The organism is Ruegeria sp. BG5, from assembly GCF_056538425.1.
On the sequence record NZ_JBQFTC010000006.1, the window covers coordinates 147187 to 171600 of the forward strand.

The 24414-nt window shown below is 60.5% G+C and carries 25 protein-coding genes and 1 other RNA gene; 9 read left to right on the forward strand and 17 right to left on the reverse strand.

The window, feature by feature from the left end; translation table 11 throughout:
- Positions 1 to 13: 13 nt before the first annotated feature.
- Complete coding sequence (locus ACR0KX_RS17130; protein ID WP_170624378.1) at positions 14 to 1303, reverse strand: permease; 1290 nt, start codon at positions 1301 to 1303, stop codon at positions 14 to 16.
- 169 nt (positions 1304 to 1472) lie between these two features.
- Positions 1473 to 2213, reverse strand: coding sequence for a YebC/PmpR family DNA-binding transcriptional regulator (locus ACR0KX_RS17135; protein ID WP_170519960.1), 741 nt, complete (start codon positions 2211 to 2213; stop codon positions 1473 to 1475).
- Between the two features lie 110 nt (positions 2214 to 2323).
- Between ACR0KX_RS17135 and ACR0KX_RS17140 the strand changes: the two genes are divergently transcribed.
- From ACR0KX_RS17140 to ACR0KX_RS17155, 4 genes are all read left to right on the forward strand, one after another.
- Entirely contained in the window at positions 2324 to 4096 is a 1773-nt protein-coding gene (locus tag ACR0KX_RS17140; protein ID WP_170454920.1) for an SLC13 family permease, read from the forward strand.
- Between the two features lie 16 nt (positions 4097 to 4112).
- Positions 4113 to 4847, forward strand: coding sequence for a glutamine amidotransferase (locus ACR0KX_RS17145; protein ID WP_170454922.1), 735 nt, complete (start codon positions 4113 to 4115; stop codon positions 4845 to 4847).
- 73 nt (positions 4848 to 4920) lie between these two features.
- Positions 4921 to 5778 carry a bile acid:sodium symporter family protein gene (locus ACR0KX_RS17150; RefSeq protein WP_170519950.1) on the forward strand — a complete coding sequence of 286 codons (858 nt, stop codon included), beginning with the start codon at positions 4921 to 4923 and terminating at the stop codon, positions 5776 to 5778.
- 11 nt (positions 5779 to 5789) lie between these two features.
- Entirely contained in the window at positions 5790 to 7451 is a 1662-nt protein-coding gene (locus ACR0KX_RS17155; protein WP_170519948.1) for an FAD-binding dehydrogenase, read from the forward strand.
- Positions 7452 to 7455: 4 nt separating this feature from the next.
- Here ACR0KX_RS17155 and ACR0KX_RS17160 read toward each other — a convergent pair whose 3' ends face one another.
- From ACR0KX_RS17160 to ACR0KX_RS17170, 3 genes are all read right to left on the reverse strand, one after another.
- Positions 7456 to 7911, reverse strand: coding sequence for an META domain-containing protein (locus ACR0KX_RS17160; protein WP_480626963.1), 456 nt, complete (start codon positions 7909 to 7911; stop codon positions 7456 to 7458).
- A 94-nt stretch (positions 7912 to 8005) separates the two neighbouring features.
- Positions 8006 to 9784: an SLC13 family permease gene (locus ACR0KX_RS17165; protein WP_170454930.1), complete on the reverse strand. Its 1779-nt coding sequence runs from the start codon at positions 9782 to 9784 to the stop codon at positions 8006 to 8008.
- A 76-nt stretch (positions 9785 to 9860) separates the two neighbouring features.
- Positions 9861 to 10673, reverse strand: a complete 813-nt coding sequence (locus ACR0KX_RS17170; RefSeq protein WP_170624382.1) for a TIGR00282 family metallophosphoesterase — start codon at positions 10671 to 10673, stop codon at positions 9861 to 9863.
- An 88-nt stretch (positions 10674 to 10761) separates the two neighbouring features.
- Between ACR0KX_RS17170 and ACR0KX_RS17175 the strand changes: the two genes are divergently transcribed.
- A complete protein-coding gene (locus ACR0KX_RS17175; protein WP_170624384.1) occupies positions 10762 to 10989 on the forward strand; it encodes a DUF333 domain-containing protein in 228 nt (75 codons plus the stop codon).
- On the opposite strand, the gene ACR0KX_RS17180 is transcribed toward ACR0KX_RS17175, so the two are convergent.
- Both ACR0KX_RS17180 and mgtE read right to left on the reverse strand, forming a co-directional pair.
- Positions 10986 to 11549: a 5-formyltetrahydrofolate cyclo-ligase gene (locus ACR0KX_RS17180; RefSeq protein WP_170624386.1), complete on the reverse strand. Its 564-nt coding sequence runs from the start codon at positions 11547 to 11549 to the stop codon at positions 10986 to 10988. The two genes, ACR0KX_RS17175 and ACR0KX_RS17180, sit on opposite strands and share 4 nt — an antisense overlap.
- A complete protein-coding gene (gene mgtE, locus ACR0KX_RS17185; RefSeq protein WP_170454938.1) occupies positions 11546 to 12940 on the reverse strand; it encodes a magnesium transporter in 1395 nt (464 codons plus the stop codon). Before mgtE ends, ACR0KX_RS17180 begins: the two co-directional genes overlap by 4 nt.
- A 140-nt stretch (positions 12941 to 13080) precedes the next feature.
- On the opposite strand from mgtE, the gene guaD reads away from it, so the two are divergent.
- Complete coding sequence (gene guaD, locus ACR0KX_RS17190; protein ID WP_170624388.1) at positions 13081 to 14370, forward strand: guanine deaminase; 1290 nt, start codon at positions 13081 to 13083, stop codon at positions 14368 to 14370.
- Positions 14371 to 14431: 61 nt separating this feature from the next.
- On the opposite strand, the gene ACR0KX_RS17195 is transcribed toward guaD, so the two are convergent.
- The 3 genes from ACR0KX_RS17195 to ACR0KX_RS17205 form a co-directional block, all read right to left on the reverse strand.
- Positions 14432 to 15766: an 8-oxoguanine deaminase gene (locus ACR0KX_RS17195; RefSeq protein ID WP_170624390.1), complete on the reverse strand. Its 1335-nt coding sequence runs from the start codon at positions 15764 to 15766 to the stop codon at positions 14432 to 14434.
- Positions 15767 to 15881: 115 nt separating this feature from the next.
- On the reverse strand, positions 15882 to 16649 hold the full coding sequence (gene hisN, locus ACR0KX_RS17200; protein ID WP_480708629.1) for a histidinol-phosphatase: 768 nt from the start codon (positions 16647 to 16649) through the stop codon (positions 15882 to 15884).
- A 63-nt stretch (positions 16650 to 16712) separates the two neighbouring features.
- Positions 16713 to 17084 (reverse strand): helix-turn-helix domain-containing protein, encoded by a 372-nt coding sequence (locus tag ACR0KX_RS17205; protein ID WP_170454946.1) that lies wholly within the window; start codon positions 17082 to 17084, stop codon positions 16713 to 16715.
- A gap of 322 nt (positions 17085 to 17406) precedes the next feature.
- Between ACR0KX_RS17205 and ACR0KX_RS17210 the strand changes: the two genes are divergently transcribed.
- Positions 17407 to 18363, forward strand: a complete 957-nt coding sequence (locus ACR0KX_RS17210) for an NADPH:quinone oxidoreductase family protein (protein WP_170454948.1) — start codon at positions 17407 to 17409, stop codon at positions 18361 to 18363.
- Positions 18364 to 18369: 6 nt separating this feature from the next.
- Here the strand turns inward: ACR0KX_RS17210 and ACR0KX_RS17215 are convergent, their stop codons facing one another.
- The gene (locus ACR0KX_RS17215) at positions 18370 to 19251 is read right to left on the reverse strand and encodes a LysR family transcriptional regulator (RefSeq protein ID WP_170454950.1); all 882 of its coding nucleotides are present in this window, start codon (positions 19249 to 19251) and stop codon (positions 18370 to 18372) included.
- A 127-nt stretch (positions 19252 to 19378) separates the two neighbouring features.
- Between ACR0KX_RS17215 and ACR0KX_RS17220 the strand changes: the two genes are divergently transcribed.
- Both ACR0KX_RS17220 and ACR0KX_RS17225 read left to right on the forward strand, forming a co-directional pair.
- Positions 19379 to 19588 carry a YjiS-like domain-containing protein gene (locus ACR0KX_RS17220; RefSeq protein WP_170454952.1) on the forward strand — a complete coding sequence of 70 codons (210 nt, stop codon included), beginning with the start codon at positions 19379 to 19381 and terminating at the stop codon, positions 19586 to 19588.
- A 185-nt stretch (positions 19589 to 19773) separates the two neighbouring features.
- Complete coding sequence (locus ACR0KX_RS17225; RefSeq protein WP_480708630.1) at positions 19774 to 20553, forward strand: Bax inhibitor-1/YccA family protein; 780 nt, start codon at positions 19774 to 19776, stop codon at positions 20551 to 20553.
- 125 nt (positions 20554 to 20678) lie between these two features.
- Here ACR0KX_RS17225 and ACR0KX_RS17230 read toward each other — a convergent pair whose 3' ends face one another.
- From ACR0KX_RS17230 to ACR0KX_RS17255, 6 genes are all read right to left on the reverse strand, one after another.
- Positions 20679 to 21185 (reverse strand): hypothetical protein, encoded by a 507-nt coding sequence (locus ACR0KX_RS17230; protein ID WP_170454957.1) that lies wholly within the window; start codon positions 21183 to 21185, stop codon positions 20679 to 20681.
- Between the two features lie 207 nt (positions 21186 to 21392).
- Positions 21393 to 21560 carry a 50S ribosomal protein L33 gene (gene rpmG, locus ACR0KX_RS17235; protein WP_037309480.1) on the reverse strand — a complete coding sequence of 56 codons (168 nt, stop codon included), beginning with the start codon at positions 21558 to 21560 and terminating at the stop codon, positions 21393 to 21395.
- A gap of 128 nt (positions 21561 to 21688) precedes the next feature.
- Positions 21689 to 22396, reverse strand: a complete 708-nt coding sequence (locus ACR0KX_RS17240) for a DUF533 domain-containing protein (RefSeq protein ID WP_170519915.1) — start codon at positions 22394 to 22396, stop codon at positions 21689 to 21691.
- 118 nt (positions 22397 to 22514) lie between these two features.
- Positions 22515 to 22914: RNase P RNA component class A (gene rnpB / locus ACR0KX_RS17245), an RNA gene on the reverse strand.
- Between the two features lie 124 nt (positions 22915 to 23038).
- Entirely contained in the window at positions 23039 to 23758 is a 720-nt protein-coding gene (locus ACR0KX_RS17250; RefSeq protein ID WP_170624396.1) for an N-acetylmuramoyl-L-alanine amidase, read from the reverse strand.
- Positions 23709 to 24395: a hypothetical protein gene (locus ACR0KX_RS17255; RefSeq protein WP_170624398.1), complete on the reverse strand. Its 687-nt coding sequence runs from the start codon at positions 24393 to 24395 to the stop codon at positions 23709 to 23711. The genes ACR0KX_RS17250 and ACR0KX_RS17255 overlap by 50 nt, the downstream gene beginning before the upstream one ends.
- Between the last annotated feature and the right edge of the window lie 19 nt (positions 24396 to 24414).

A 24414-nucleotide genomic window follows, 5' to 3' on the forward strand; every position in this document is an offset into this window, starting at 1 on the left:
ACGCGATCTTGGATCAGGTGCCGGTTGCGCTGCCTGGCGCAACCTGTGCCTCTTTCGGCAAAACCACACGGTAACAGGCCACCGCGGCGATCAAACTGCACAACACGATGAAGGCGACCGCCAGCGACACCTCGTGCAGATGCGCAACGCCTGCAAGGGCGGCGGATACGGCAACGGCGGTCAGGCGCACGATGCTTTTGATCGCGGCTGACCCCTGAACGCGCTGCTCTTTGGGCGCGACGTCCAGAAAGTACAGCTTGCGCGCGCTGCTGATCCCGGTCACCGCGACCGTGACGATGAACAACGCAATCGCGTGCAGATGAACCTCGTGATCGATACCAAGATAGTGAAACCCCAGCAGGATGATCCCCGTCGCCGCCACCATCAGCGTTCCGGCCACCATGACCGCGCGATGGGATTTCATGTTCACGATCTGCCACAATGGGGCCGAGACCAGATATCCCGAGGCCGACGACACAATCATCGCCGTCAGCCCTTTGGCCGAACTGTGATGCGCCTCGGCCGCGATCAGCGCGAAGAAGGGCACAGATAGCGAGACAACCACCAATGGCATCCGCATGACCAGATAGCGCCGGAACCACTGATGTTGAAACATGCTGAGAACGGATTGGATATTGGCCCTCAGCGACAGTTTCAGTGTCGATTTTTCAGTGCCTTTGCCCTGTGTAGCCTGACCAATCTCGGCCATGGCAAGGATCGACAGGCCGGACAGCAGGAAGAACGTGACCGAAACGGCAATAACGGCAGAATGGCGGGAAAAGGGCGGGTTGTCCTTGGTGATTTCGTGGACCAGCAATGCCAGCCCAATTGCGCCCAAACCGCCTGCACCCAGTTGCAGGTAATGCATCAGCATTCGGGATTTGGACTGAACATGATCCCCGATCAGATCCGTATACATCAGGTTTTGGATCTCATCGAACAGACCGATCAGGAAAAAGATCGAAATGAATGCAACCGCGATCAGGGGCACCAATCCCGTCGCCGCCACAGCTATGGCGATCAACAGGCAGGCGCCAATCGCAACCTCGGTCATCGCGATCCCGCGCTTTTTCTGCGTCTGGGCGGCAATGGTTCGGGCCAGGAAAAAATCAGCAATCATGCTGCCAACCATCCGGACCGAGACCAACGCCCCGGCGACGAACATCGGCAATTCAAAAGACACCGCCAGAAACGGCAGAACAACCGAAGGGCTGCCCAGCGTCCAGGCGACCTGGGACAGAATGCTCTGCCCGGCCAAAACCGGAACGTTTCGCTTTGCCAGATCTGATGGGTCTTTTGCCATTCTTGTCGAAATCCCAAGCCACGCAGCCAGCCTGCGCGCCCGTCCCGGTTGCTTTGTCAGGCCCCCAGACTATTGCGTTCCCCGGCCTTGACCAAGCATCACGTGAAATGCCCGAAACAAAAAAGCCCGGCCAAACTGGCCGGGCCCAACACCAATCAGGTCAAAAGGGTCAGAGCTGCGCCATGACCTCATCAGTCGCTTCGAAATTGGTTGTGACGCGCTGCACGTCATCATCGTCTTCCAGCGCATCGACCAGTTTCATCAGCTTTTGCATGTCTTCCAGACCAAGTTCGGTTGTGGTCGTGGGTTTCCAGACCAGCTTGGTGGATTCGGATTCACCCAGCGCCTCTTCCAGCGCGTTGGACACATCGTTCAAATCAGTATCCGCGCACCAGATGATGTGGCCGTCTTCCGAGCTTTCGACATCTTCGGCCCCGGCCTCGATCGCGGCTTCGAAAATAGTATCCGCGTCGCCTGCGTCCGCCTGATAGACAACCTCACCCTTGCGGTCGAACATGAACCCGACCGAGCCGGTCTCACCCAGATTGCCGCCATTCTTCGAAAACGTCGAGCGCACGGTCGAGGCCGTCCGGTTGCGGTTATCCGTCATCGTCTCGACAATCACAGCAACGCCATTGGGGCCGTAGCCCTCGTACCGGATTTCTTCGTAATCGTCGCCTTCACCCGCGACCGATTTCTTGATCGCGCGGTCGATCACGTCCTTGGGGACCGAGTTCGACTTGGCCTCTTTCACCGCCAGACGCAGGCGCGGGTTCTTATCGGGATCAGGGTCGCCCATCTTGGCGGCCACGGTGATCTCTTTCGACAGTTTGGAAAACAGTTTGGACCGCGCGGCGTCCTGACGTCCCTTGCGGTGCTGGATATTGGCCCATTTGGAGTGGCCTGCCATAATGCGTCCTCGTCATCGTGTTTGCGTATTCGGCGCTCATATAGACGTTTGCGGGGGGCAGGATCAAGAGACCGGCTTGCGAGACGCCCCCTTGCGGGTATGGTGAGCCCATGACGACAGATCAAATCATTCTTTTTGCGCTTTTCATTACTGTTTTTGGGCTGCTGCTATGGGGGCGTTTCCGCTATGACCTTGTGGCCTTTGCCGCCTTGATGGTGGGCGTCGTGCTGGGCGTGGTGCCGGTCGACGACGCTTTTGCGGGGTTTGGGCACCCGGCCACGATCATCGTCGCACTTGTGCTGGTCGTCTCGGCCGGGCTGGTCCGGTCCGGGGCCGTGTTCCTGATCACGCGCACTCTGGTCGATGCCTCGCGCGGTCTGGGGGCGCATATCGCGCTAATGGGTGGGATCGGTGCGGTCCTGTCGGCCTTCATGAACAACGTCGCCGCACTGGCCCTGTTGATGCCGGTGGACATTCAGACCGCACGCAAGGCGGGACGATCCGTGGGCCTGTCGCTGATGCCGCTGAGTTTCGCGACCATACTGGGCGGGATGGCAACCCTGATCGGTACGCCGCCCAATATCATCATCGCCTCAATTCGGGCAGAGACGCTGGGTGAGCCCTTCAGGATGTTCGATTTCGCCCCGGTCGGTGGCATTGCCGCCATTGCCGGGCTGGCCTTTGTATCTCTGATCGGCTGGCGACTGATCCCCAACCGGGGCGAGCAGGAAGAGGCGTCCGAGACCCTTGCCGAATATATCGCCGAACTGACCCTGCCGCCTGAATCGTCCCATATCGGCAAGCGCGTCAGCGAGCTGTACGAGGCCGCCGAAAAATCCGACGTGGCCATTATCGGCCTGATCCGGGACGGCAAGCGGCGCTATGGCCGCTCTGCCCATGCGACTCTGGCCGAAGGCGACGCGCTGGTTCTGGAAGCCCGCCCCGAGGCGCTGGACGAGTTCCGCGCCGCCCTGAACCTGGATTTCTCGGATACCCGGCGGCAAGAAGTGCTGACCGCCGAAGGCGAAGGGCTTGAGGTTATCGAGGTCGTCGCCACCGAAAGCGCCCGGATCACGGGCCGTACCGCGCAAGGGTTGGGGCTGGCCTGGCGGCAGAGCACGGTGCTGATGGGTATTTCCCGTCAAGGCCGCCGGATCACAGAACAGGTCCGCAAGACGGAAGTCGAGGCCGGTGACATCCTTCTGCTGCTCTGCCCCCGCGACCGGGGAGCCGACGTCACCGAATGGCTGGGCTGTCTGCCTCTGGCGCAACGGGGCCTGAACGTGACGGCGAATGAAAAGGCGTGGCTCGCCATTGGTCTGTTCGCAGCCGCCGTTCTGGCCGCCAGTGTCGGCCTGATCTATCTGCCTATCGCTTTGGGATTGGTGGTCATCGCCTATGTCCTGACCAAGATCATGCCCATCAGCGACATCTATAATCACATCGAATGGCCGGTTGTCGTGTTGTTGGGTTCGATGATCCCGCTGGGCAGCGCTTTGGAGACCTCGGGCGGCACCGAGTTGATCGCCAACGCCTTGATCCAATTGACCGGCGGATTGCCCGCTTGGGCCATTCTGACCGTGCTGATGGTTGTGACGATGACACTGTCAGACGTTCTGAACAACACAGCCACTGCCATTGTCGCCGCCCCGGTCGGTATCCAGATGGCCCGCACGCTTGACGTTTCGCCGGATCCGTTCCTGATGACGGTGGCCGTGGCAGCCTCGGCCGCGTTTCTGACGCCGATTGGGCACAAGAACAATACGCTGGTTCTGGGTCCCGGAGGGTATCGGTTTGGCGACTATTGGCGCATGGGATTGCCGCTTGAGATCCTGATCATCGCCGTCTCGATCCCCGCCATCCTTGTGTTCTGGCCGCTTTGACAGGTAAAGCCAGCCCATGAAACGTTTTCTGATCCTCCAACTGCGTCCCGAAACCGATGCCTCGGACGCGGAATATGCCTCGATCCTGGACAAGACCGGTCTGTCGCCCGAGCAGACCCACCGCATTCGGCTGGATTGCGAAGACCTGCCCGCGGGGCTGGATGTCACCGACTATGCGGGCGTCATCGTCGGCGGTGGCCCGGGCTGCGTCAGTGACGAGCCCGAGACAAAATCCGCGTTGGACGCAAAGATCGAAGGCGCGGTAATGGGGCTGATGCCTCAGATCACGGCGCAAGATCATCCCTTCATGGGCTGCTGCTATGGGCTGGGCGTTCTGGCCGCGCATCTGGGCGGGGATGTCAGCAAAGCCCGGTTCGGCGAGCCGGTTGGCCCATCATCCTGCCGACTGACCGACGACGGCGCATCAGACCCTTTGACAGCAGGGTTGACCCCGGAATTCGACGCCTTTGTCGGCCACAAGGAAGCCGTGCAAGCTCTGCCTGACGGCTGCGTGCACCTTATTGCGTCTGACCCCTGCCCGTTTCAGATGATCCGCTGGGGCCGGAACGTCTATGCCACGCAGTTTCACCCCGAGGCGGACGCAAAGGATTTCGAGCAGCGCATCAATATCTACAAGCATCACGGCTATTTCCCGCCTGAAGACGCGCAACGTCTGATCGATATCTGCAACGCCGCAGACGTCACCCAACCCGGAGAAATCCTGAGACGCTTCGTCGACCGCTACAAGTGACCTAACGGCGGTATTGCCTGCGGCTTTCAGGCTAGCATAGGCTGATCCGAAACGACTTGGGGAGGAGTTGTTCTTGGATCTACTCATTAATGTCGGCCTGCCGATCTCGCTGGCCATTATCATGCTGTCGCTGGGCGTCGGGCTTGAAATCGCGGATTTCCGGCGTGTGCTGAGCCGCAAATACCCTTTTGCAATCGGTGCGGCATGTCAGGTCGTCCTTCTGCCCATCGCGGCGTTCACGACCGTCAAGCTGTTCGGCCTGCCACCTGAAATCGCGGTCGGTTTCATGCTGCTCAGCTTTTGTCCCGGCGGTGTGACCAGCAACATCCTGACCAAACTGGCCAAGGGGGACGTGGCCCTGTCGGTCAGCCTGACGGCGGTGATCAGCATCCTGTCGATCCTGACGGTACCCGTTCTTGCAGCATGGTCCATCACGCATTTCATGGGCGAAAACGCGCCCGAGGTTTCGATCAGCGGTCTGGCCATTGCCATGTTCCTGATCACAACACTTCCCGTGGCCATCGGCGTGGGACTTCGCAGGTTTGCAACTGGGTTTGCAAACCGGATCGAAAACGGTTTGTCCAAGCTGGCAACCGTATTGTTCGTTCTGATCGTCGTCGCCGCGCTGGCCGGAAACTGGCAGCTTTTTGTCGATAACCTCGGGATCATGGGTGCGGGCTTGATTTCCCTGAACGTTGCGCTTTTGCTGATCGGGCTGGGGATCGCGCGTGCCGCAAATCTGTCATGGCCCGAGAGTAAAACTGTCTCGGTCGAAACAGGTATCCAGAACTCGACGCTGGGGATCACGCTGGCGGCCCTGATCACCGGCACGGATAGCGGGTTCAGCCCCCTGGCCCTGCCATCTGCTGTCTATGGGATTACGATGTATGCGGTCGTGTTCCCCTTCCTTGTCTGGTTTCGCCAACGCTGAAAGGACTGTTCATGACCAATAACACGGCAGATGCGGTTGTCGTCGGTGGCGGACTGGCGGGATTGGTTGCGGCAGCGGAACTGGGTGATCGGGGTAAAAAGGTAATCCTGCTGGATCAGGAGCCTGAGCGTTTTCTGGGCGGTCAGGCATTCTGGAGCCTTGGTGGGCTGTTCATGGTCGATACCCCCGAACAACGTCGGATGGGGATCAAGGACAGCCACGACCTGGCCTTGCGCGACTGGATGGGCAGCGCGCAGTTCGACCGGGACGAGGACGCGTGGCCGCGCAAATGGGCCGAGGCTTATGTGGAATTCGCCGCCGGAGAAATGCGCCCATGGCTGCACGAGATGGGTCTGCGCTGGTTTCCAATCGTGGGATGGGCCGAGCGAGGCGGGTCTTATGCGGACGGTCACGGCAACTCGGTTCCCCGGTTTCACATCACGTGGGGCACCGGTCCGGGCGTTCTGAAACACTTCATCCGCCGCGTGCGTGACCATGTCAGCGCCGGACGGATCGAGTTGAAATTCCGCCATCAGGTTAGCCATATCATCATGCAGAACGGCAGCGCCAAGGGCGTCTCGGGCGAGGTGCTGGCGGATGATACCGCTCCGCACGGTGCCAAAACCAACCGGGATGAGGTGGGTGAGTTCGAGGTCTATGCGCCCTCGGTCATCGTCACCTCGGGCGGGATCGGCGGCAATTTCGAGATGGTGCGCAAGAACTGGCCCCGTGACAGGCTGGGCGAGCCCCCGAAGGACATGGTGGCGGGTGTTCCGTTTCATGTGGATGGCCGCATGATCGCGATCAGCGAAAAGGCCGGAGGGCACGTGATCAATGGCGACCGGATGTGGCACTACACCGAAGGGCTGCGCAACTGGAACCCGATCTGGCCCTCGCACGGTATTCGCATCCTGCCCGGCCCCAGTTCCATGTGGTTCGACGCGCGCGGCAACCGGATGAAACCGCCATGTCTGCCGGGGTTTGACACGCTGGGCACGCTGAAAGAAATCCTGAAAACCGGGTATGACTATAGCTGGTTTGTGTTGACCCAGAAGGTGATCAAGAAGGAATTCGCCCTGTCGGGGTCTGAACAAAACCCCGACATGACCGAAGGTGGCTGGCGCGAGGTGCTGTTCCAGCGCGTCCTGACCGGGTCAAAAGCCACTACCCCGGTCGAAGCGTTCAAGGAACATGGCGAGGATTTCATTGTTGCCAACACGCTAACCGAACTGGTCAGCGGCATGAACCAACTGGGCGGCGGCCTGATCGACGAGGCGCATCTGCGCGCCCAGATCGAGGCGCGGGACAGCCAGGTCGACAACCCCTTTACCAAGGACGCGCAGATTGCGGCGATTCTGGCGGCGCGCAACTATCGCGGCGACAAACTGATCCGCACAGCCAAGCCGCACAAATTCCTCGACCCGTCCAATGGCCCGCTGATCGCGGTCAAGCTGCATATCCTGACCCGCAAGACTTTGGGCGGATTGCAGACCAATCTGGACAGCCAGATGATCGGCGCAGATGGTCAGGTCGTCCCCGGCCTGTTCGCCGCCGGAGAGGTCGCCGGGTTCGGCGGCGGTGGCTATCACGGATATAACGCGCTTGAGGGCTCGTTCCTGGGTGGCTGCATCTTCTCGGGCCGCAACGCAGGCCGGTCCCGGGCCGTGGCGTAAACGCTTAGGGCAGGCGGATGAATTTCAACACCGGCTCGCCATTCTGATCCAGCATGACCAGACTGTCGCCCGCAACGGCATAGGTCGCGACCTGTTGCAGCGCGTCAAAGAACTGGCGTTCCGTCTGCTCGGCCTCGGGCGGGCAGGCCATCAAGGTCGCGGCGATATTCTCGGGGAATTCGATCCGATCCCCAGACATCTGGGCCCGTCCGGTAAACCGGTTGCACCCGCCGCTGCCGCCAAATGCACCATCGGCTTCAAAGGCAAGTTCGGGGCTTTTTTCGGCGTTTAACACGGCCCCGTCGATACCGATGGCGGACCATTTTGTGTTCTCCAACACCGCGGCATCCGGTGTTTGCGCCGGATCGCTGTCACTCTGCGCCATGCTGTGGGTGCCCAACAGGGTCAATACGATTGCACCGGCAACAATGGCCTGACCGATCTTTGGAAAAGGCATCATTCTGTCCTTTTACTTCAAACATTTGAAGAAAAGATTGGGACAGAAACGGGATTTACAAGGTTGCGACGTTGCGTTCGGCAAAACAGCGCCGGTATCACAGCGGCCAGATCAGCGGGATCAGCAGCGAGGCCAGCAGGCCGACCGTCAGGTTCAGCGGGATGCCAACCTTCATGAAATCGGTGAACCGGTAGCCGCCAGGGCCGTAAACCATCATGTTGGTCTGATAGCCGATAGGTGTCGCGAACGAGGCCGAGGCGGCGACCATAACGGCAACAACCAGCGGGCGCGGATCAATGCCCACCGCCTGCGCCAAACCGATGGCAATGGGGGTCACAACCACCGCCACCGCGTTGTTGGACACCAGCTCGGTCAGGACCGAGGTCAGAAGGTAAACCGCCCAGATGATCAGGAAGGGCGGCAGCAGCCCCAGCGACGGCGCGATGGCTTCCACAATCAGCGATACTGCGCCCGAGGCATCCAGCGCCGCCCCGATAGCCAGCATGGCAAAGATCAGCGCCAACAGGCGGCCTTCGACAAAGGAAAACGCCTCATCCGCGTCGATACAGCGGGTCAAAAGGACAATCGCAACCGCAAGGATCGACAGCAACAAAATAGGCGCCACGCCCAGCGCGGCCAGAGCGACGATCCCGATCAATGCGCCAATCGCAATCGGGGCATGGCTGCGGCGGAACGCTCGGGCCGAAGGTTGGCTGACATCGACCATATCCATTTCCGCCGCCAGACGCTGAATATCCGCCGGGGCCCCTTCCAACAGCAGCGTGTCACCAACACGCACCACCAGATCATCCAGCTGTCGCCCGATATTCTGATTCCGGCGATGTACGGCCAGAGTATAGACACCATACCGGCGACGCAGACGCATTGCGCCCAACGTGCGACCGACCATGCGGCATCCGGGGGTGATCAGAACCTCGACAGTTTTTGTCTCAACCGCCGAGACCTGATCAACGCGCTTCAGCTCTTTGTTGCTTTGCAGGCTGAGAAGCTCGGTCATTTCAGTGCGCAGAACCACCCGGTCACCGACGCGCAGCTCGATCCCTTTAAGGTTGCGCCGCAGGGACTCGTCGCCCCGAACCACGTCGATCAGACGTACGCCGGGGCGTTTGAACAGCTGGACCCCAGTGACCTCGCGCCCGATCAGGTTGCTGTCGGGGGGAATGACGGCCTCGGTAAAGAATTTCATCTTTGACCGGTCGCTGAGCAAGGTTGCCATGCTGTCGCGATCCGGCAGCAGGCGCGGGGCGATAAAGCGCAGGTAGACCATGCCATAAATGACCAGAGCGATGCCCAATGGCGTAACCTCGAAGATCGTAAACGCCGCCATGCCCTGCGCGCGGGCTACGCCATCCACCAGCAGATTGGTCGAGGTTCCGATCAGGGTCAGCGTTCCGCCCAGAATGGCCGCATAACTCAGCGGGATCAGCAGTTTTGAGGCCGGAACGTTCAGCGTGCGCGCGATCTGAACAAAGACCGGGATCATCACCACAACGACCGGCGTATTCGACACAACCGCCGAGGCCAGCACCACAAACGCCATCAGTAGCCCAATGGCAATGCGCGGGTTCACCTGCGCCTGTTTCTGCGCGGTCGAGGTGAAGGCGTCCAGTGCTCCGGTACGCACCAGCGCCCCCATGATGATGAACATCGCGGCAATGGTCCATGGGGCCGGGTTCGACAGGACGGCCAGCGCGCTTTGGTAGGGCAGAATGCCTGTGACCAACATCAGGGCAACGCCGCCAATGGCCACAACCTCGGTCGGGTAGACCTCGCGCAGGAACATGACGAACATGCCCGCAACGATCAAAAGCGCCAGAATTGCGCTGCCCGTATCTGTCAGTGTGAGGAATTGCATTCGTGGTATTCTGTCCGAACCCTGGCCCAAGCGCCTGATGGGTAGTTTCCCGCATTGCGCGGGGCAGAGCAAGCCTTTACGGCCCCGCCTGTTCCAACCGCCCACCGACGCGCACCATTCGCACGGTTTTTGCGCTGCCGTCCTGATCGTTGGTCTCGACGAATACACCGCTTAGCGTTGCCTCGCCATTCGCCGGGGTAAAGCGGGCCTTGGGCATGCCGGTGATGAAACGGCGCATCGGCTCGATCTTGTCCATGCCAATGACCGAGTCATAGTCGCCGCACATGCCCGCATCCGTCAGATAGGCGGTGCCACCGGGCAGGATCTGTGAATCCGCCGTCGGCACATGCGTATGCGTCCCCACCACAAGGCTGGCGCGCTTGTCGCAGTAATGGCCCATCGCCATCTTCTCGGACGTGGCCTCGCAATGCATATCAACGATGATGGCGTTGGCCTGCCCGCCGCGCGGGTGGGATTTCAGGATCGGTTCAATGGCCGAAAACGGATCGTCAAAGGGCCGTTTCATGAAGACCTGCCCAAGCACCTGAGCCACCAGCACCTTGCGGCCGCCGGGCGCATTGAACAGGCGATGCCCCCGCCCCGGTGCGCCTTTGGCAAAGTTCACCGGGCGCACGATGCGCGGCTCTTTCTCGATGAATTGCAGCATGTCCTTCTGATCGAAGGCATGATCACCCAGCGTCAGACAATCCGCGCCCGCATCCAGCAACAGCTTGGCGTGATCGCCCGTCAGGCCCATCCCGTTCGAGGCATTCTCACCATTCACCACAACGAAATCCAGCCGCCATTCGTCGCGCAGACGCGGCAGATGCTGCTGGATGGCCGTGCGTCCCGCGCGGCCCATGACGTCACCCAGAAAAAGTATCCTCATGCCAACCGTCCTAAGTGTGGTCAATGCCAAGCACAAGCGGTTAAACTATGGCGATAGAGCGCAAAACTGCATTGGACAGGAGAGATTTATGACCCGCTACCTCATTTCGGTTGCCATACTGATCCCTCTGGCGGCCTGCGATCAGCCGTCGAAACAATCGACCGAACTTGCCAACCCGGCGGCGACCTACTGCGTCGAAAAAGGCGGGCAGTACGAGATAAAGGACGGCGCGGACGGTCAAACAGGGACCTGCACCTTGCCCGATGGCTCAACACAAGATGCGTGGGAGTATTTCCGGGCAGAGAATATGGGTTAGGGTCCGAAACTCAGCACCCGGCTTTCGGTGATGACCATGTCCAGCGGCTGATCGGTCGGTTCCAGCGGCAGCCCCTCGGCCTCTTGCGCATCGAAGGCGAACCCTATGGCCAGCGTCGGACGCTTGGCGCGCAGTCCTTCCAGTGTACGGTCGTAGAACCCGCCACCATAACCCAAGCGGCCACCCTGAGAATCGAAGGCCACCAGCGGGACGATCAGGATCTCGGGGTCGAAATAGTCGTCAACCTCGGGCACTTTTGCCCCGAAAGGCCCGTCTTTCAGCGCGCCTTCGGGCGTCCAGCGCGAAAACTTGAGCGCCTGACCGGCGGCTTGAATCACAGGCACACAGACCGGACCATAGGCCGAGGCCTCGGCCATGGCGGGCAGCGGATCAATCTCGGTTCGGATTGGCATGTAGCCCGACAGCGGCACACCGCGGTAGCCAGCCAGCACTTCGGACAGACGCCCTGCGGCGCCGGGCAGGCGCGCGTCAAACGCAGCTTTGCGGCGGGCGAACGCCGCTTTGCGCGCTGCGGCCTTGATTTCAGTCAGATCGGTCACAAAAGCACCACGCTGGCCAGCCCCAAGAAGATAAAGAACCCCATGACATCCGTTGTGGTTGTCACAAAGGTCCCCGATGCCAGAGCCGGGTCAACGCCCATTCGGTCCAGCAAGACCGGTACTACCGTACCCGCAAAGCCCGCGATGATCATGTTCACGACCAAGGCTGATCCAATCACGACGCCCAGCAGCGGCGAGTCGAACCACAGCATCCCAACCGTCCCCAGAACGATGGCAAAACACAGCCCGTTGAGCATGCCGACCAACAGCTCTCGCCGGATCACACGCCCCACGTTTGAACCGGTCAGGTCGCGCGTGGCCAACGCCCGCACCGCAACGGTCAGCGACTGCGTACCCGCATTGCCGCCCATCGAGGCCACAATCGGCATCAGGATCGCCAGTGCCACCAGTTGATCAATCGCCGCCTCGAACTGCGAAATCACCAGCGAGGCACAAATGGCCGTACACAGATTCACCGCCAGCCACGGCAGACGCCGACGACTGGTCGCGGCCACACTATCCGACAGAGAGCTTTCGTCGCTGACACCGGCCAGACGCAGGATGTCTTCCTCGTGTTCCTCATCCAGAACCACCATGGCGTCGTCGATGGTGATCACCCCGACCAAACGGCCATCGGCGTCAACCACGGGGGCCGAGATCAGGTGGTACTGGTTGAACGCATAGGCCACATCCTCTTCGTCCTGATCGACGGGAATGATGTGGAATTCCTCCTCGGCCAGATCCAGCAACGGAACCTCGCGCCGCGTCGCCATCAGCTTGCCCAGCGTGACCTGCGCAATGGGTTTCAGGCGCGGATCGACCAAAACGACGTGATAGAACTGCTCGGGCAGGTCATCATTGGCGCGCATGAAATCGATGGCCTGCCCTACGGTCCAATGCTCGGGCGCCATGACGACCTCGCGCTGCATAAGGCGACCGGCCGAGCTTTCGGGGTAGGACAGCGCCTGCTCTGCCGCCAAACGCTCGGAATCTTCCAGCGCGTCCAGAATGGTCTCCTGCTGGGGTTCCTCAAGGTCTTCCAGCAGGTCAACGACATCGTCGCTTTCCATGTCCCGCACCGCTTCGGCCAGAACATCCGGCTTCAGAACACCGATGACCTCTTCCCGGACGGCTTCATCAAGTTCCGACAGAATGTCGCCGTCGAATTCCTTGTCATACAGACGGATCAGGCGGGCGCGGTCATAGGGGTTGATCTGTTCCAGAAGGTCGGCGATGTCGGCGGCGTGCAGCGGCTCCATCAACTCGATCAGCTGGGACCGATCTTCCACATCCACCGCATAGAGAATCGCCGCCACGGTTCGGCGGTCCAGCGCATAGACGTCTTCGTCGGTGGCAGAGTCGGCTACGGGATCATCAAAGCCTGTCGTCATGTGCTGCTCCCGCTTATTTTGCCATTGGCCCTTAATTAGAAGAAGCAGCTACCGGAAAACAATGACAATGCGCCGATTTACCCACATCTTTCGCACGCCTATGCTGATCAACGGTCTCAAACAGCTAGGGAACAGGGCGAATGGCGCAAAAGACGCTTTTGAAAGGGCGCGTTCTGAGTTTCGACGGATCGCCGTTTGAAGGGGAGCCAACCGACGCGACCCGGCTGGACGAAGCCGTTCTGATCGAAGACGGGCGCGTTCAGGCCGTCGGCGCGCTGGACGCGCTGAGCAGCGCGCATCCGGATGCCGAAACGCGGGACTATGGCAACCATCTGATCATGGCGGGCTTTGTTGATCCCCACGTTCATTATCCGCAAACCGCAATGATCGCCAGCTGGGGCAAACGGCTGATCGATTGGCTGAACACCTATACGTTCCCCGAAGAGATGAAGTTCGGCGACACGGGCTATGCGACTGAGATTGCCAACCGCTATCTCGACCTGACAACGGCACATGGCACGACGACCATGTGCAGTTTCTGCACGATCCATCCCGAAAGCGTCGATGCGTTCTTCTCGGTCGCTCAACAGCGCGGCCAGCGGGTCGTCGCGGGCAAGACCTGTATGAACCGCAACACCCCCGAAGGGCTGCAGGACACCGCGCAGACAGCCTATGACCAGTCCGAGGCCCTGCTGGAGAAATGGCACCGCGTGGATCGGTTGTCCTACGCGATCACGCCGCGTTTTTCGCCCACCTCGACGCCCGAACAGCTTGAGGCTTTGGGGGCGCTTTGGGCCGAGCATCCGCATTGCCTGATGCAAACCCATCTGAGCGAGCAGACGGACGAGATCGAGTGGGTTCGGTCCCTGTTCCCCGACGCGCGGGATTATCTGGACACCTATGAGAAATTTGGACTGCTGGGTCAGAACGGCTTGTATGGCCACGTCATCCATTTGGAAGACCGCGAGCGCGACCGGTTGCGCGAGGTGGACGCGGCGCTGGTGCATTGCCCGACGTCGAACACTTTCATCGGCTCGGGTCTTTTTGACATGAACGGGCTGATCCATGACGGCCACCGGGTCGGGCTGGCCACCGATACGGGCGGCGGGTCCAGCTTTTCGATGCTGCGCACGATGGCCGCCGCTTACGAGATCGGCCAGTTGCGCGGCCGCCCCCTGCACCCGGCGCAGTTGCTGTGGCTGGGTACAGTCGGTTCGGCGCGGACACTGCGGATGGAGGATTGCATCGGCAATATTGCTCCGGGGATGGAGGCGGATCTGATTGTGATCGACCTTGCCTCGACCCCGGCGATTGCCCAGCGTGAGGCCCACGCAGATGATCTGTGGGAGGCCGTGTTTCCGACCATCATGATGGGCGACGACCGCGCCATTGCCGACGTCTGGATCGGAGGCACGCAAGCCGCTTGCTGAATGCGCCTGCGGCGCATGCCTCCGGCGGAGATATTTTTAGCCAGATGAAGGGCGGATCCCGCTATTGTGCAAGCGCGCGCGCCAGACGGTTTTGGGTTTCGATGGCGCGTGGCAGGTCGATTGTTGTGATCTGACCGCCCCTCACGATCTGACGTCCTTCGACAAACAGGTGTCTGACCTGCATCGGTCCGGCCAGCAGCAGGGCCGCCGGATCCCAACTGCCCGCGCTTTCGATGCAGCGCGTATCCCACACGGCGATGTCGGCCCGTTTGCCCGGCATCAGCCGCCCGCAATCGGGCCGTCCCAGCACATCCGCGCCGCCTCGGGTCGCGATCTCAAGCGCTTCGCGGGCGGACATGGCGTCGGCACCGTTGGCGACACGTTGCAGTAACATCGCCTGCCGCGCCTCGAGCATCAGGTTGCCGTTGTCATTGCTGGCCGACCCGTCCGCGCCCAGACCAACCTTCACCCCGTGATCGCGCATGGTTCGAACCGGCGCGATGCCCGAGCCGAGACGGCAATTGGAGCACGGGCAATGGGCGACGCCTGTTCCGGTTTCCGAGAACAGGTTGATTTCAGCCCCGTCCAGCTTGACGCAATGGGCGTGCCAGACATCGGGACCGGTCCAGCCCAGATCCTCGGCATATTGTCCGGGGCGACAGCCGAATTGCGCCTGGGAATAGGCGATATCCTCGTCATTCTCGGCAAGATGGGTGTGCAGCATGACGCCCTTGTCGCGCGCCAGAAGGGCCGCATCGCGCATCAGATCGCGGCTGACCGAGAAGGGCGAACAGGGTGCGAGGCCGACGCGGCACATCGAGCCTTCGCTGGGGTCGTGAAAGGCATCGACCACGCGGATCATATCGTTCAGGATATCATTTTCGGCTTCGACCAGACTGTCCGGCGGCAGGCCGCCATCGCTTTCACCGATGCTCATCGCACCGCGGGTGGGGTGAAAGCGCAGGCCGAGTTCCGAGGCTGCGGCAATCGTGTCCTCAAGCCGCGCGCCATTTGGGTACAGGTACAGGTGATCGGAACTGAGTGTGCAGCCGGACAGCACCAGCTCTGCCAGCCCGATCTGGGCCGAGGTAAACATCTCATCCGGCCCGAAGCGGGCCCAGATCGGGTAGAGCGTTTGCAGCCAGCCAAACAGCAATGCGTCCTGTCCGCCCGGAACCGCGCGGGTCAGGGTTTGATAGAGGTGATGATGCGTGTTCACCAGACCCGGCGTCACCACGCAGCCCTTGGCATTGTGCACTTCGCCTGTTGTTGTCAGCCCATGGCCAAGCTGCGCGATCTGGCCGTCGCGGATCAGAATGTCGGCACTGGTCAATTCGCGGCGGTCGTCATCCATAGTCAGGATGGTATCGGCGTTTTTGATGAGAATTTCGGTCATATCAGCACTCCTGCATCTGCCCGTCTCATGCAAGGAGTGTGCGGCCGGTGGAAAACGGGCGTAAGAACCGGCTGTTGCTTACTGTAATTGCAGGCCCGGCAAGCGGCAACCAATTTCAGTGGTTGCGCAGGATCTGCAAGGCTGCGGCGTGGATCTCGGCGTTGGCGGCGGCCAAAGCGCGGCCGCCATTATGGGCCGGCCCGCCCTGCCAATCGGTGACAATGCCGCCAGCGGCTTCGATCACAGCAATCGGCGCCTGTATGTCATAGGAATTCAATCCGGCTTCGATCACCAGATCCGCCTGCCCTGCCGCCAACAGAGCGTAGGCGTAGCAGTCCATCCCATAGCGCGTCAGCTTGACCTGTTTGGATACAGCTTCGAACCCCGCGCGATCCTGCGCCGTGCCGACCTCGGGGAAAGTTGTGAACAGGATTGCCTCGTTCAGCGTTTTTGTTTTGCGTGTCGCCAGATCAGATGTGCCCAACGGGCCCTTCAGTTGCGCTATGTCCGAGGATCCCATGAACCGTTCGCCGATATAGGGCTGATCGACCACACCCAGGAATGGCCCATCCGCTGTGCCCAGCGCGATCAGAACGCCCCAGGTCGGTGTGCCGCTGACGAACCCACGTGTGCCGTCAATCGGGTCCAGAACCCAGACGCGTCCGCTGCTGCCTTCGGTCTGGCCGTATTCTTCCCCCAGAATCCCATCATCCGGGCGGTGACGGCTGAGAACCTCGCGCATTGCCTGTTCCGCAGCGCGGTCCGCAACGGTGACCGGGTCGAACCCGTCTTCCAGCTTGTTCGAGGTTTCAAGATCGTGTTGGCGAAAATGCGGAAGAATAGCCGCGCGCGCCGCGTCGGCCATTGCTTCGGCTACATCCATGTCGGTCAAAGGCGTCTGGTGCATGGGCCACTGGTGCGGCCAACGCCCGGCAGAGTCAAGCGATCAGGCGACGTCGCTGAGAACCCGTGCCAGTTCAAACAGACGGCGGCGCTGGTTTTCCGGGATTGCGTAGTAAGAGCGCACCAGATCCAAGGCTTCCTTGTCCCCCATCAGGTCAGCAGGCACCGATTTCTTGTCCGACGGGCTTTTTTCTGCTTCTTCGAGACCTTCAAAGAAAAAGCTGACCGGAACGTCCAATGCCTCGGCGATGTCCCACAGGCGGGATGCGCTGATTCGGTTGGCTCCGGTTTCGTATTTCTGGATTTGTTGAAACTTGATACCAACCTGCTGCGCCAATTGCTGCTGGGTCATCCCAATCAGCCAGCGGCGATGCCGAACGCGCTTGCCCACATGGACATCGACGTGATGAGTCATTGGTATTCTCCTTTACTACACAAACATCTGTACGGGATTGCGCGACGTCCGTGATCGCAACCTTAGCGAGCGGGCCTTAACCACTCCCTAACCTGGATCGTGCCACCCCCCGATTACAGCACTAGGTGCCTATATTGCTGCTTTTGGAATTTTTTTCAAGCTGGTTGAGTCATGCACCCGACATGGTGGTTTGTGGTTGTGTCCCTTTGGACCCTACACCATTGGTTGTATTCGACGGGCCGATTATTCCCGACGTGGCGTGCATATTGACAAGCGACGCGCGACGCGCGCCTATTTCCGCAAATCAAGGGGCGGTCAATCTATGCTGGCATATCGTGTTCAATCCGACGGCGCAGTCGCGCAATTATGTGAGGTCGAGGTTCCGGCCCCGTCTGCGGGTCAGGTGCGCGTTGCCATCAAGGCCTGCGGGCTGAATTTTGCAGACCTGCTGATGCAGAAAGGCACCTATCAGGACACCCCCAAGACTCCGTTCACGCTGGGTCTGGAAATTGCCGGGGTGATCGAGTCGGCTGGCCCGGACATCACGCATCTCAAACAGGGCGACCGGGTCGCGGTTTACTCGGGTCAGGGTGGTTTGGCCGAGTTCGGGGTATTTGACGCAGATCGTGTGATCCCCCTGCCCGACACGACCAGTTTCGAGGATGCCGCTGCGATCCAGATCGCCTATGGCACCAGCCATCTTGCGCTGGATCACCGGGCCCGGCTGCAACCGGGCGAGACCTTGCTGGTCACCGGTGCCGCGGGCGGGGTTGGTCTGACGGCTGTCGAGGTTGGCAAGCTGATGGGCGCGACCGTGATCGCTCAGGCGCGGGGGGCCGAAAAGCTGGCCGTTGCAAAAGATGCGGGTGCGGATCACCTGATCGATGCGTCCGAGGATCTGCGTGAAACCGTCAAAGCACTGGGCGGTGCGGACGTTGTTTACGACGCCATTGGCGGCGACGTATTCAAGGCGGCCTTTCGCGCCACCAACCCTGAAGGTCGCTTGCTGCCCATTGGATTTGCCGGTGGCGAGGCTCCGCAAATCCCGGCCAATCATCTGTTGGTCAAGAACCTGACCGTGATCGGCTTTTACATCGGCGGCTATCTCAGCTTTCGCCCCAAGATCGTTCAGGACAGTTTCAAAACGCTGTTTCGCTGGCACAGCGAGGGCAAGATCAAACCGCATATCAGCCACACCCTGCCTCTGGCGGATGTGGCCGAGGGGATGCAATTGCTGAAAGAACGTAAATCCACCGGCAAGATCGTTATCACGATCTGAGCGCGCCTACCCGACGACCGCCCGCAACTGGCTGCCGCCCAACATGCGGAAGTTCTGCCGGACCAGTTGGGCCAATGCCTCGACAACCGGGTCACGCCCCGAATCGCCGCCGTAGAGGTTGATCATATGCGCGGGCAGGTCCGGAAGCGCACCGCCCGAGTCGATCTGTTCCAGATGCGCGGCCTCGGTCCCGTCCAGCATCGCGTGAACGGCCAGATCGGCGCTGACGGTGGCCTCGATGGTCCGGTCGTTTTCGGTTTCGACAGACAATTCCCACGGGATACCCGCCGCGTCCAGCGCTGCGATCACCTGCGGGCGGAACAGACACCGCCGCCCCAGCGCCAAGGGTAGCGGATTTTTACGCCAGGCAGACCCGCCCGGCGCGCCGATCCAGCGTAGCGGCAGTTCGGCAATCGTCTCAGCCCCGTCCGCCGAAGACGGTTCGGTGGTCAGGATCACATCGCACTCACCGCGTTTGAACATATCCTTCAACTGGAGTGAGTAGGACGAGACCAATTGCACCCGCACGCGTGGGAAGTCGGCATTGAACCGTTGCAGGACACGGGGAATCGCCGGGTAGACGATGTCATGGGGCACGCCCAGCACCACTTCGCCCTCAAACGCCTGATCAGTGAGTTTCGAAATCACCTCATCATTCAACGCAATCATCCGTCGGGCATAGGCCAGCAATTGCTCGCCCGAGGCTGTCAGCGCAATGGTTCGACCGCTGCGGTCCAGCAGTTCAAGGCCCAGAAGCTCCTCCAACCGTTTCAACTGCATTGAAACTGCGGATTGGGTCAGGTGAAGGAATCCGGCTGCGCGGGTTACACCACCCTGATCTGCCACGGCCACGAAAGAGCGCAGGGTTGTAATGTCCAGATTTCGCATCTTCACGATTCCTTATGCGTTACATCATAAATATTCGTTTTCAAAATATGACATGCTTTGCCATATCAATCAAGGAAGTTGATCGATGGCGACAAATCCATCGAAAATCGCAGAAAGGACAATTGCTATGACCCAAATTGCAATCCATCACAGCTGCAAACCCGCCAAACGCTCGTTCGTTTCCTTGGTGCTTCAGGCGCTTTCGGTGAAGCGTCAGCGTCGCAAACTGGCGCAACTGGACGATGCCGCGCTGAAAGACATTGGCATTACCCGCGCCGAAGCCTCGGCAGAAGCGGATCGGTTTTTCTGGGATGCGCCGCAAATCTGGAAAAGATGACCCGGATGGTCATGTTTTCCCGAGCGATTGGTGACGCAGTGTCGCCTGTCGCTCGTTTTGTTGGGTGTTTTCGTCGGTTTTCCGCCGGAAAGTCTTGAAACACAGCCATTAGTTGCCGATATTTGAGGGGAAAACCGCCCCGCCCCGTCGGGGCGTTCTAACAGGACGATAAGGGAGACCCTTTGATGGCACAAATCGACACGATCCGGACGGTATCCGGCGCGCGCGCCGCCGAGATTGATCAGGGCCTGCGCGCCCATATGAACAAAGTCTACGGCACAATGTCCGTCGGCATGCTGATCACGGCGCTGGCCGCTTGGGCAATTGCCGGTCTTGCCGTAACCAGCGATCCGACCAATGCGGTCGCTCAGATCGGCGCTGATCGCTATCTGACCAGCCTCGGTGGCACCCTGTTCCTGACACCGCTGAAATGGGTTGTCATGTTTGCACCGCTGGGCTTCCTGCTGTTTGGCTGGGGCGCTTTGATGCGGCGCGGATCGGCTGCGGCTGTGCAACTGGGCTTTTTCATCTTCGCCGCCGTTATGGGCGTTTCGATGAGCTCGATCTTCATGGTCTTTACGCCCTATTCGATCACGCAGACCTTCCTGGTGACCGCAATCGCCTTCGCCGGCCTCAGCCTGTACGGTTACACCACCAAGCGTAACCTCAGCGGCATGGGCACCTTCCTGATGATGGGCGTGATCGGTCTGCTGGTTGCCATGATCATCAACCTGTTCCTGCAGTCGGGCGTGATGATGCTGGCCATCTCGGCCATCGGCATCCTGATCTTTGCCGGTCTGACCGCGTTCTACACGCAGGACATCAAGAACACCTATGTGGCACACGCCGCACATGGCGATCAGGAATGGCTGGACAAAGCTGCCTTTGACGGCGCGCTGAGCCTGTATATCTCATTCCTGAACATGTTCCAGTTCCTGCTGATGTTCATGGGGCAACAGGAATAACGACTGCAAGGCAAGACAAATACGATGGGCCGGTCAGTGACCGGCCCTTTTCTTTTGCCCTCTGTCCAACAAACAAAAACCCCCGCTGCGGAAGCGGGGGCTGTAATTCCAAATCGTCTAAGTTGTCAGCTGCAGTTCAATGGCACCGCAAACCCGCTGCTCCGCTCGGACGAGCCTTTGCGGAACACGTCCCCCGCAGGAAGGCATCCGGTAAAGCGCTCAGTCTCGCTGCCGAAGGTTGCACCGATCGAATTGTCAACGCGGGTGCTGTTGTTGGATGTGCGCAGCACTCCGAAAAGCGTGCCATTCACGTTGACCGTGCTCAGGAACAGGTTGGTATCGCTGCCCGACAGTTGTACGGCGGTGTCCGGGTTCCGGCCACCATTGTCGATGGCAACACTGGCCACCTTGTTCGGATCGACCTGATCCGAGAGAACTGTAACGGTTGGCAATTCGGCCAGTTCAGCCGGGATATTCGTTGCGGGCGGGACAAAGGCCACTGCGCCCGGAACGTCGGAAATGGTGCGGGGTTCGCCATCAATTCCAGTAAACCCAACACCTTGGCGGTTGAACGGGTCTTCACAAGCCGTAAGGGTCAGCACGGCAATTGTGGATAACAAGATTTTTTTCATGGCGGTCAACATTTTGTGGCGGTTTGCTCAACCGTAAGTGCAGCGGGTTGCAAAAAGCAAGCCGCCGCCCAAACGATTGCCCCTTGCCCTGATGCGCGGCTGCAACGGACTGTGCGATTTAGCAGTCGCTGAATGACATCAATGCCAGCACGAAAAAAGGCCCCGCCGCAGCAGAGCCTTTCCCGAAAGTCAGTTCAGAACGGCAGATTACTTGATCTTGCCTTCCTTGTACTCGACATGCTTCCGAACGACCGGATCGTATTTACGAATGGTCATTTTCTCGGTCATGGTGCGTGCGTTCTTCTTGGTCACGTAGAAGTGGCCCGTGCCCGCGGTCGAGTTCAGACGGATCTTGATTGTCGTCGGCTTCGCCATGGTTGATCTCCTGCGTCCGAAAAGGCAGGGGCCTTTCGGTTGAATTCCTATGAGCGTGCGCTTTTACGCGCTGCACCGCCCATGTCAAGGCCAATCGGCCTCGTGTCGTTCAGGATTCGCGCCCATCCTCAGGCGGACAAGGTTGGGGCACCCATATAGGCGTGAATCTGGTCCCGTTCCGCGTCGGACAGGCCCAGGGCAGTGGCCAGTTGCAGCAGATACGCCGCCTCACGTTCGTTATCCAGCCGAATCGCCGCCAGGGATGTGGCATAGATCTGCGTTTTGAGCGGCCCACCCGAAGCCGCCGCCAGCCCCATGACATCGACCGGGGATTCGAGCTGTTCCAGAACAAAGGCGCGTTCTTCGTCGCTGATGTCGTCGCCCAACTCTCCGATGATGGTCTGCTTCTCCTGCTCGTCCAGCTCTCCGTCGGATTTCGCGGCCTGGATCATGGCGCGCAGCATCAGTTTGGCCTGCTCTTCCATCGCAGCCCCGGCGGGCGTGCCGCTGAACACCGTCTCCATCATGTCGGCCGTTTGCTGGCTGCCGGTCTTGGCTGCACCCTGCATGGCGTTCAGAAGGCCACCCAGACCAGCAGCACCGGCGGCCCCACCGCCCAGCCCCATTTTGCCGATCATGTCCTGCAATCCCGACGCACCGCCCGGCATTCCGAACTGCTCGGCCATTTTGCCAAGCTGGTCCATACCAAAGCCACCGCCGGACCCTTGCATCATTTTCTGCAACCCGGCCATGCCGCCCATTTCCTTGTATTTTTCCATTCCCTTGGCCGCCGCAAAACCTACGGCAACCGATGCCAATGCCTTCATGAAACTCATAACAATCCTCCCGGGTTCACTAATCCCTGTTTACAAGCGTAGCAGCGGAACAGGGTTGAGAACACCATTTGCGAGGTTCTGGGCGGATCGCCACTTATGGGTTGGCCGGATTTTGGATACGCGCGGAGGGCCTGTAAGCCGGATCTTGTTCCGGGGTTGCCCCCTTCGATGACCATTCCTCTAGGCCGTGCATTGCTGCGCGGCTCAAGCTGCCAACCCGGTCCCTCTCGGCCAAGACGCGCTTAGCGGCGGTATCGGCTGACGCCGACCGGCCCGCGCGGGGACCCTATTTGGCATTGCTCCCGGTGGGGCTTGCCGTGCCGCCCCTGTTGCCAGGGGCGCGGTGGGCTCTTACCCCACCGTTTCACCCTTACCTTCGACCGAAGCCGCAGGCGGTCTGATTTCTGTGGCGCTTTCCGTCGGGTTGCCCCGCCCGGGCGTTACCCGGCACCGTTGTCTTGTGGAGTCCGGACTTTCCTCTCGGGTCTTGCGACCCCAGCGGCCATCCGGCCCTCCGCGCGTGGGTTGGGTATGCGCAGTGATTGACGGCGTCAAGAGTGGATAGGGTGCTGAAGGGGCCGGCCCCTTCTTGGCCTGCGGCCAATTCATCCCCTAGATATTTTTGGCCAGATGAAGGGCGGATCAGGTCTGTGGGCCAGACCGGATGAGCGGGGTGAAGTCAGCGGGGCTTAGAGGGCCTTTGCCCCAGGGTCGGTATCGCAGGCGGACCGCGGCGAGAAGGGTGTCGTCGTCCACATTTGCCGTAAAACCTGAGTCTTGGGCCAGGGTGCGGAATGCCTGTGGGGTTGGGTCTGGTAAGGCTGCGCCCTTACCGCGCTTACCGGCCAGACATTGTTTTTCGAGGCGGTGCCAGTCGAATCGGGGGCCGGGGTCGATCTTCCGGCCCGGAGCCATGTCGGAATGGCCAATGACATTCTCAGGCCGAACGGGCCAACGTGCCATGATGCCCTTTATCACCCCCTCCAAGGTAGTCATCTGAGGGTCGGAAAACGGGTGCGCGCCCGTATTGTCCAGCTCGACCCCGATGGAGCGCGAGTTGATGTCGTCCTGACCGCGCCATTCACCCGCCCCGGCGTGCCAGGCGCGATCCTGTTCGCGCACCATCTGCCAGAGCGTTCCGTCATTGCCGATAAGGTAATGCGCCGAGACCTCGGCCTGTGGGTCGCAGAGCCGTTCCAGCGCGGCCCTTGCGCTGTCCATTGCGGTATAGTGCAGGACGATAATGCCCGGTGTCAGCCCATCCCGGCGCGGACCGAAATTGGGTGAAGGATGCCAGATGGCAGATGGGTGATCAGTTGCTGACGGCACTGCGGAACGGGCTGGGATCCCAGCTGCAGGCATAGCCATCGCCATCGGGGTCAAGCCCCTTGCGGTCGCGCTGCGGGCCGCCATTGGACAGGAACTCGATCTGAGCCTGATCTGCCGACGGGAAACGCGCACAGTTGCGTTGGGCCTTGGCCTGCAGGTTGAACCCCGCGCGGCTGTACAGCTGGGTGCCGACAGGGTTCGACGTGCTGAGCGCATATTGCACGATGTTGGGCTGACCGTCAGCGCCACGCTCGGGCACGGCGGTTGGGGCGACCAGTTCGTAGGTCTGGCGGTTCTGCTCGATCCGGGCGGCGTCGGATTCGATGCTGCGACGCTCGGACACCGCGGCAAAGTCCTGTTCATCTGAAATTGCGGGGTTGCCGGGCGCAGGTACCGTTGCTTGCCCCGAAGTGCTGGCCAGCGCCGCCGCAGCCTGGTTCGCGATATCTGCGTTTTCGACCGTCGCCACGGCGGTGCCGGGCGCGCCCAACGGTTGCTGCGACACATCAACCGGCGCCAGCAACGGGTTGCCTGCGATACCCTGTCCGGCCAGTTGCGCCTCACGCTGGGCCTGGTATTCCGGCGTGTTGAACCCTGTGCCCTGAACCGGTGCAACCGTGTTACAGGCTGCCACCAGGGCAACAAAAGGGATCACTGGCAAAAGACGCATATAACCGCTCCGATACTGG

Excerpts from the sequence above, each read along its gene's own strand:
- ACR0KX_RS17130 (WP_170624378.1), bottom strand. The coding sequence starts at position 1,303 with ATGGCAAAAGACCCATCAGATCTGGCAAAGCGAAACGTTCCGGTTTTG.
- ACR0KX_RS17135 (WP_170519960.1), bottom strand. The coding sequence starts at position 2,213 with ATGGCAGGCCACTCCAAATGGGCCAATATCCAGCACCGCAAGGGACGT.
- ACR0KX_RS17140 (WP_170454920.1), top strand. The coding sequence starts at position 2,324 with ATGACGACAGATCAAATCATTCTTTTTGCGCTTTTCATTACTGTTTTT.
- ACR0KX_RS17145 (WP_170454922.1), top strand. The coding sequence starts at position 4,113 with ATGAAACGTTTTCTGATCCTCCAACTGCGTCCCGAAACCGATGCCTCG.
- ACR0KX_RS17155 (WP_170519948.1), top strand. The coding sequence starts at position 5,790 with ATGACCAATAACACGGCAGATGCGGTTGTCGTCGGTGGCGGACTGGCG.
- ACR0KX_RS17160 (WP_480626963.1), bottom strand. The coding sequence starts at position 7,911 with ATGATGCCTTTTCCAAAGATCGGTCAGGCCATTGTTGCCGGTGCAATC.
- ACR0KX_RS17165 (WP_170454930.1), bottom strand. The coding sequence starts at position 9,784 with ATGCAATTCCTCACACTGACAGATACGGGCAGCGCAATTCTGGCGCTT.
- ACR0KX_RS17170 (WP_170624382.1), bottom strand. The coding sequence starts at position 10,673 with ATGAGGATACTTTTTCTGGGTGACGTCATGGGCCGCGCGGGACGCACG.
- ACR0KX_RS17175 (WP_170624384.1), top strand. The coding sequence starts at position 10,762 with ATGACCCGCTACCTCATTTCGGTTGCCATACTGATCCCTCTGGCGGCC.
- mgtE (WP_170454938.1), bottom strand. The coding sequence starts at position 12,940 with ATGACGACAGGCTTTGATGATCCCGTAGCCGACTCTGCCACCGACGAA.
- guaD (WP_170624388.1), top strand. The coding sequence starts at position 13,081 with ATGGCGCAAAAGACGCTTTTGAAAGGGCGCGTTCTGAGTTTCGACGGA.
- ACR0KX_RS17195 (WP_170624390.1), bottom strand. The coding sequence starts at position 15,766 with ATGACCGAAATTCTCATCAAAAACGCCGATACCATCCTGACTATGGAT.
- hisN (WP_480708629.1), bottom strand. The coding sequence starts at position 16,649 with ATGGATGTAGCCGAAGCAATGGCCGACGCGGCGCGCGCGGCTATTCTT.
- ACR0KX_RS17205 (WP_170454946.1), bottom strand. The coding sequence starts at position 17,084 with ATGACTCATCACGTCGATGTCCATGTGGGCAAGCGCGTTCGGCATCGC.
- ACR0KX_RS17210 (WP_170454948.1), top strand. The coding sequence starts at position 17,407 with ATGCTGGCATATCGTGTTCAATCCGACGGCGCAGTCGCGCAATTATGT.
- ACR0KX_RS17215 (WP_170454950.1), bottom strand. The coding sequence starts at position 19,251 with ATGCGAAATCTGGACATTACAACCCTGCGCTCTTTCGTGGCCGTGGCA.
- ACR0KX_RS17220 (WP_170454952.1), top strand. The coding sequence starts at position 19,379 with ATGACCCAAATTGCAATCCATCACAGCTGCAAACCCGCCAAACGCTCG.
- ACR0KX_RS17225 (WP_480708630.1), top strand. The coding sequence starts at position 19,774 with ATGGCACAAATCGACACGATCCGGACGGTATCCGGCGCGCGCGCCGCC.
- ACR0KX_RS17230 (WP_170454957.1), bottom strand. The coding sequence starts at position 21,185 with ATGAAAAAAATCTTGTTATCCACAATTGCCGTGCTGACCCTTACGGCT.
- rpmG (WP_037309480.1), bottom strand. The coding sequence starts at position 21,560 with ATGGCGAAGCCGACGACAATCAAGATCCGTCTGAACTCGACCGCGGGC.
- ACR0KX_RS17240 (WP_170519915.1), bottom strand. The coding sequence starts at position 22,396 with ATGAGTTTCATGAAGGCATTGGCATCGGTTGCCGTAGGTTTTGCGGCG.
- ACR0KX_RS17250 (WP_170624396.1), bottom strand. The coding sequence starts at position 23,758 with ATGCCTGCAGCTGGGATCCCAGCCCGTTCCGCAGTGCCGTCAGCAACT.
- ACR0KX_RS17255 (WP_170624398.1), bottom strand. The coding sequence starts at position 24,395 with ATGCGTCTTTTGCCAGTGATCCCTTTTGTTGCCCTGGTGGCAGCCTGT.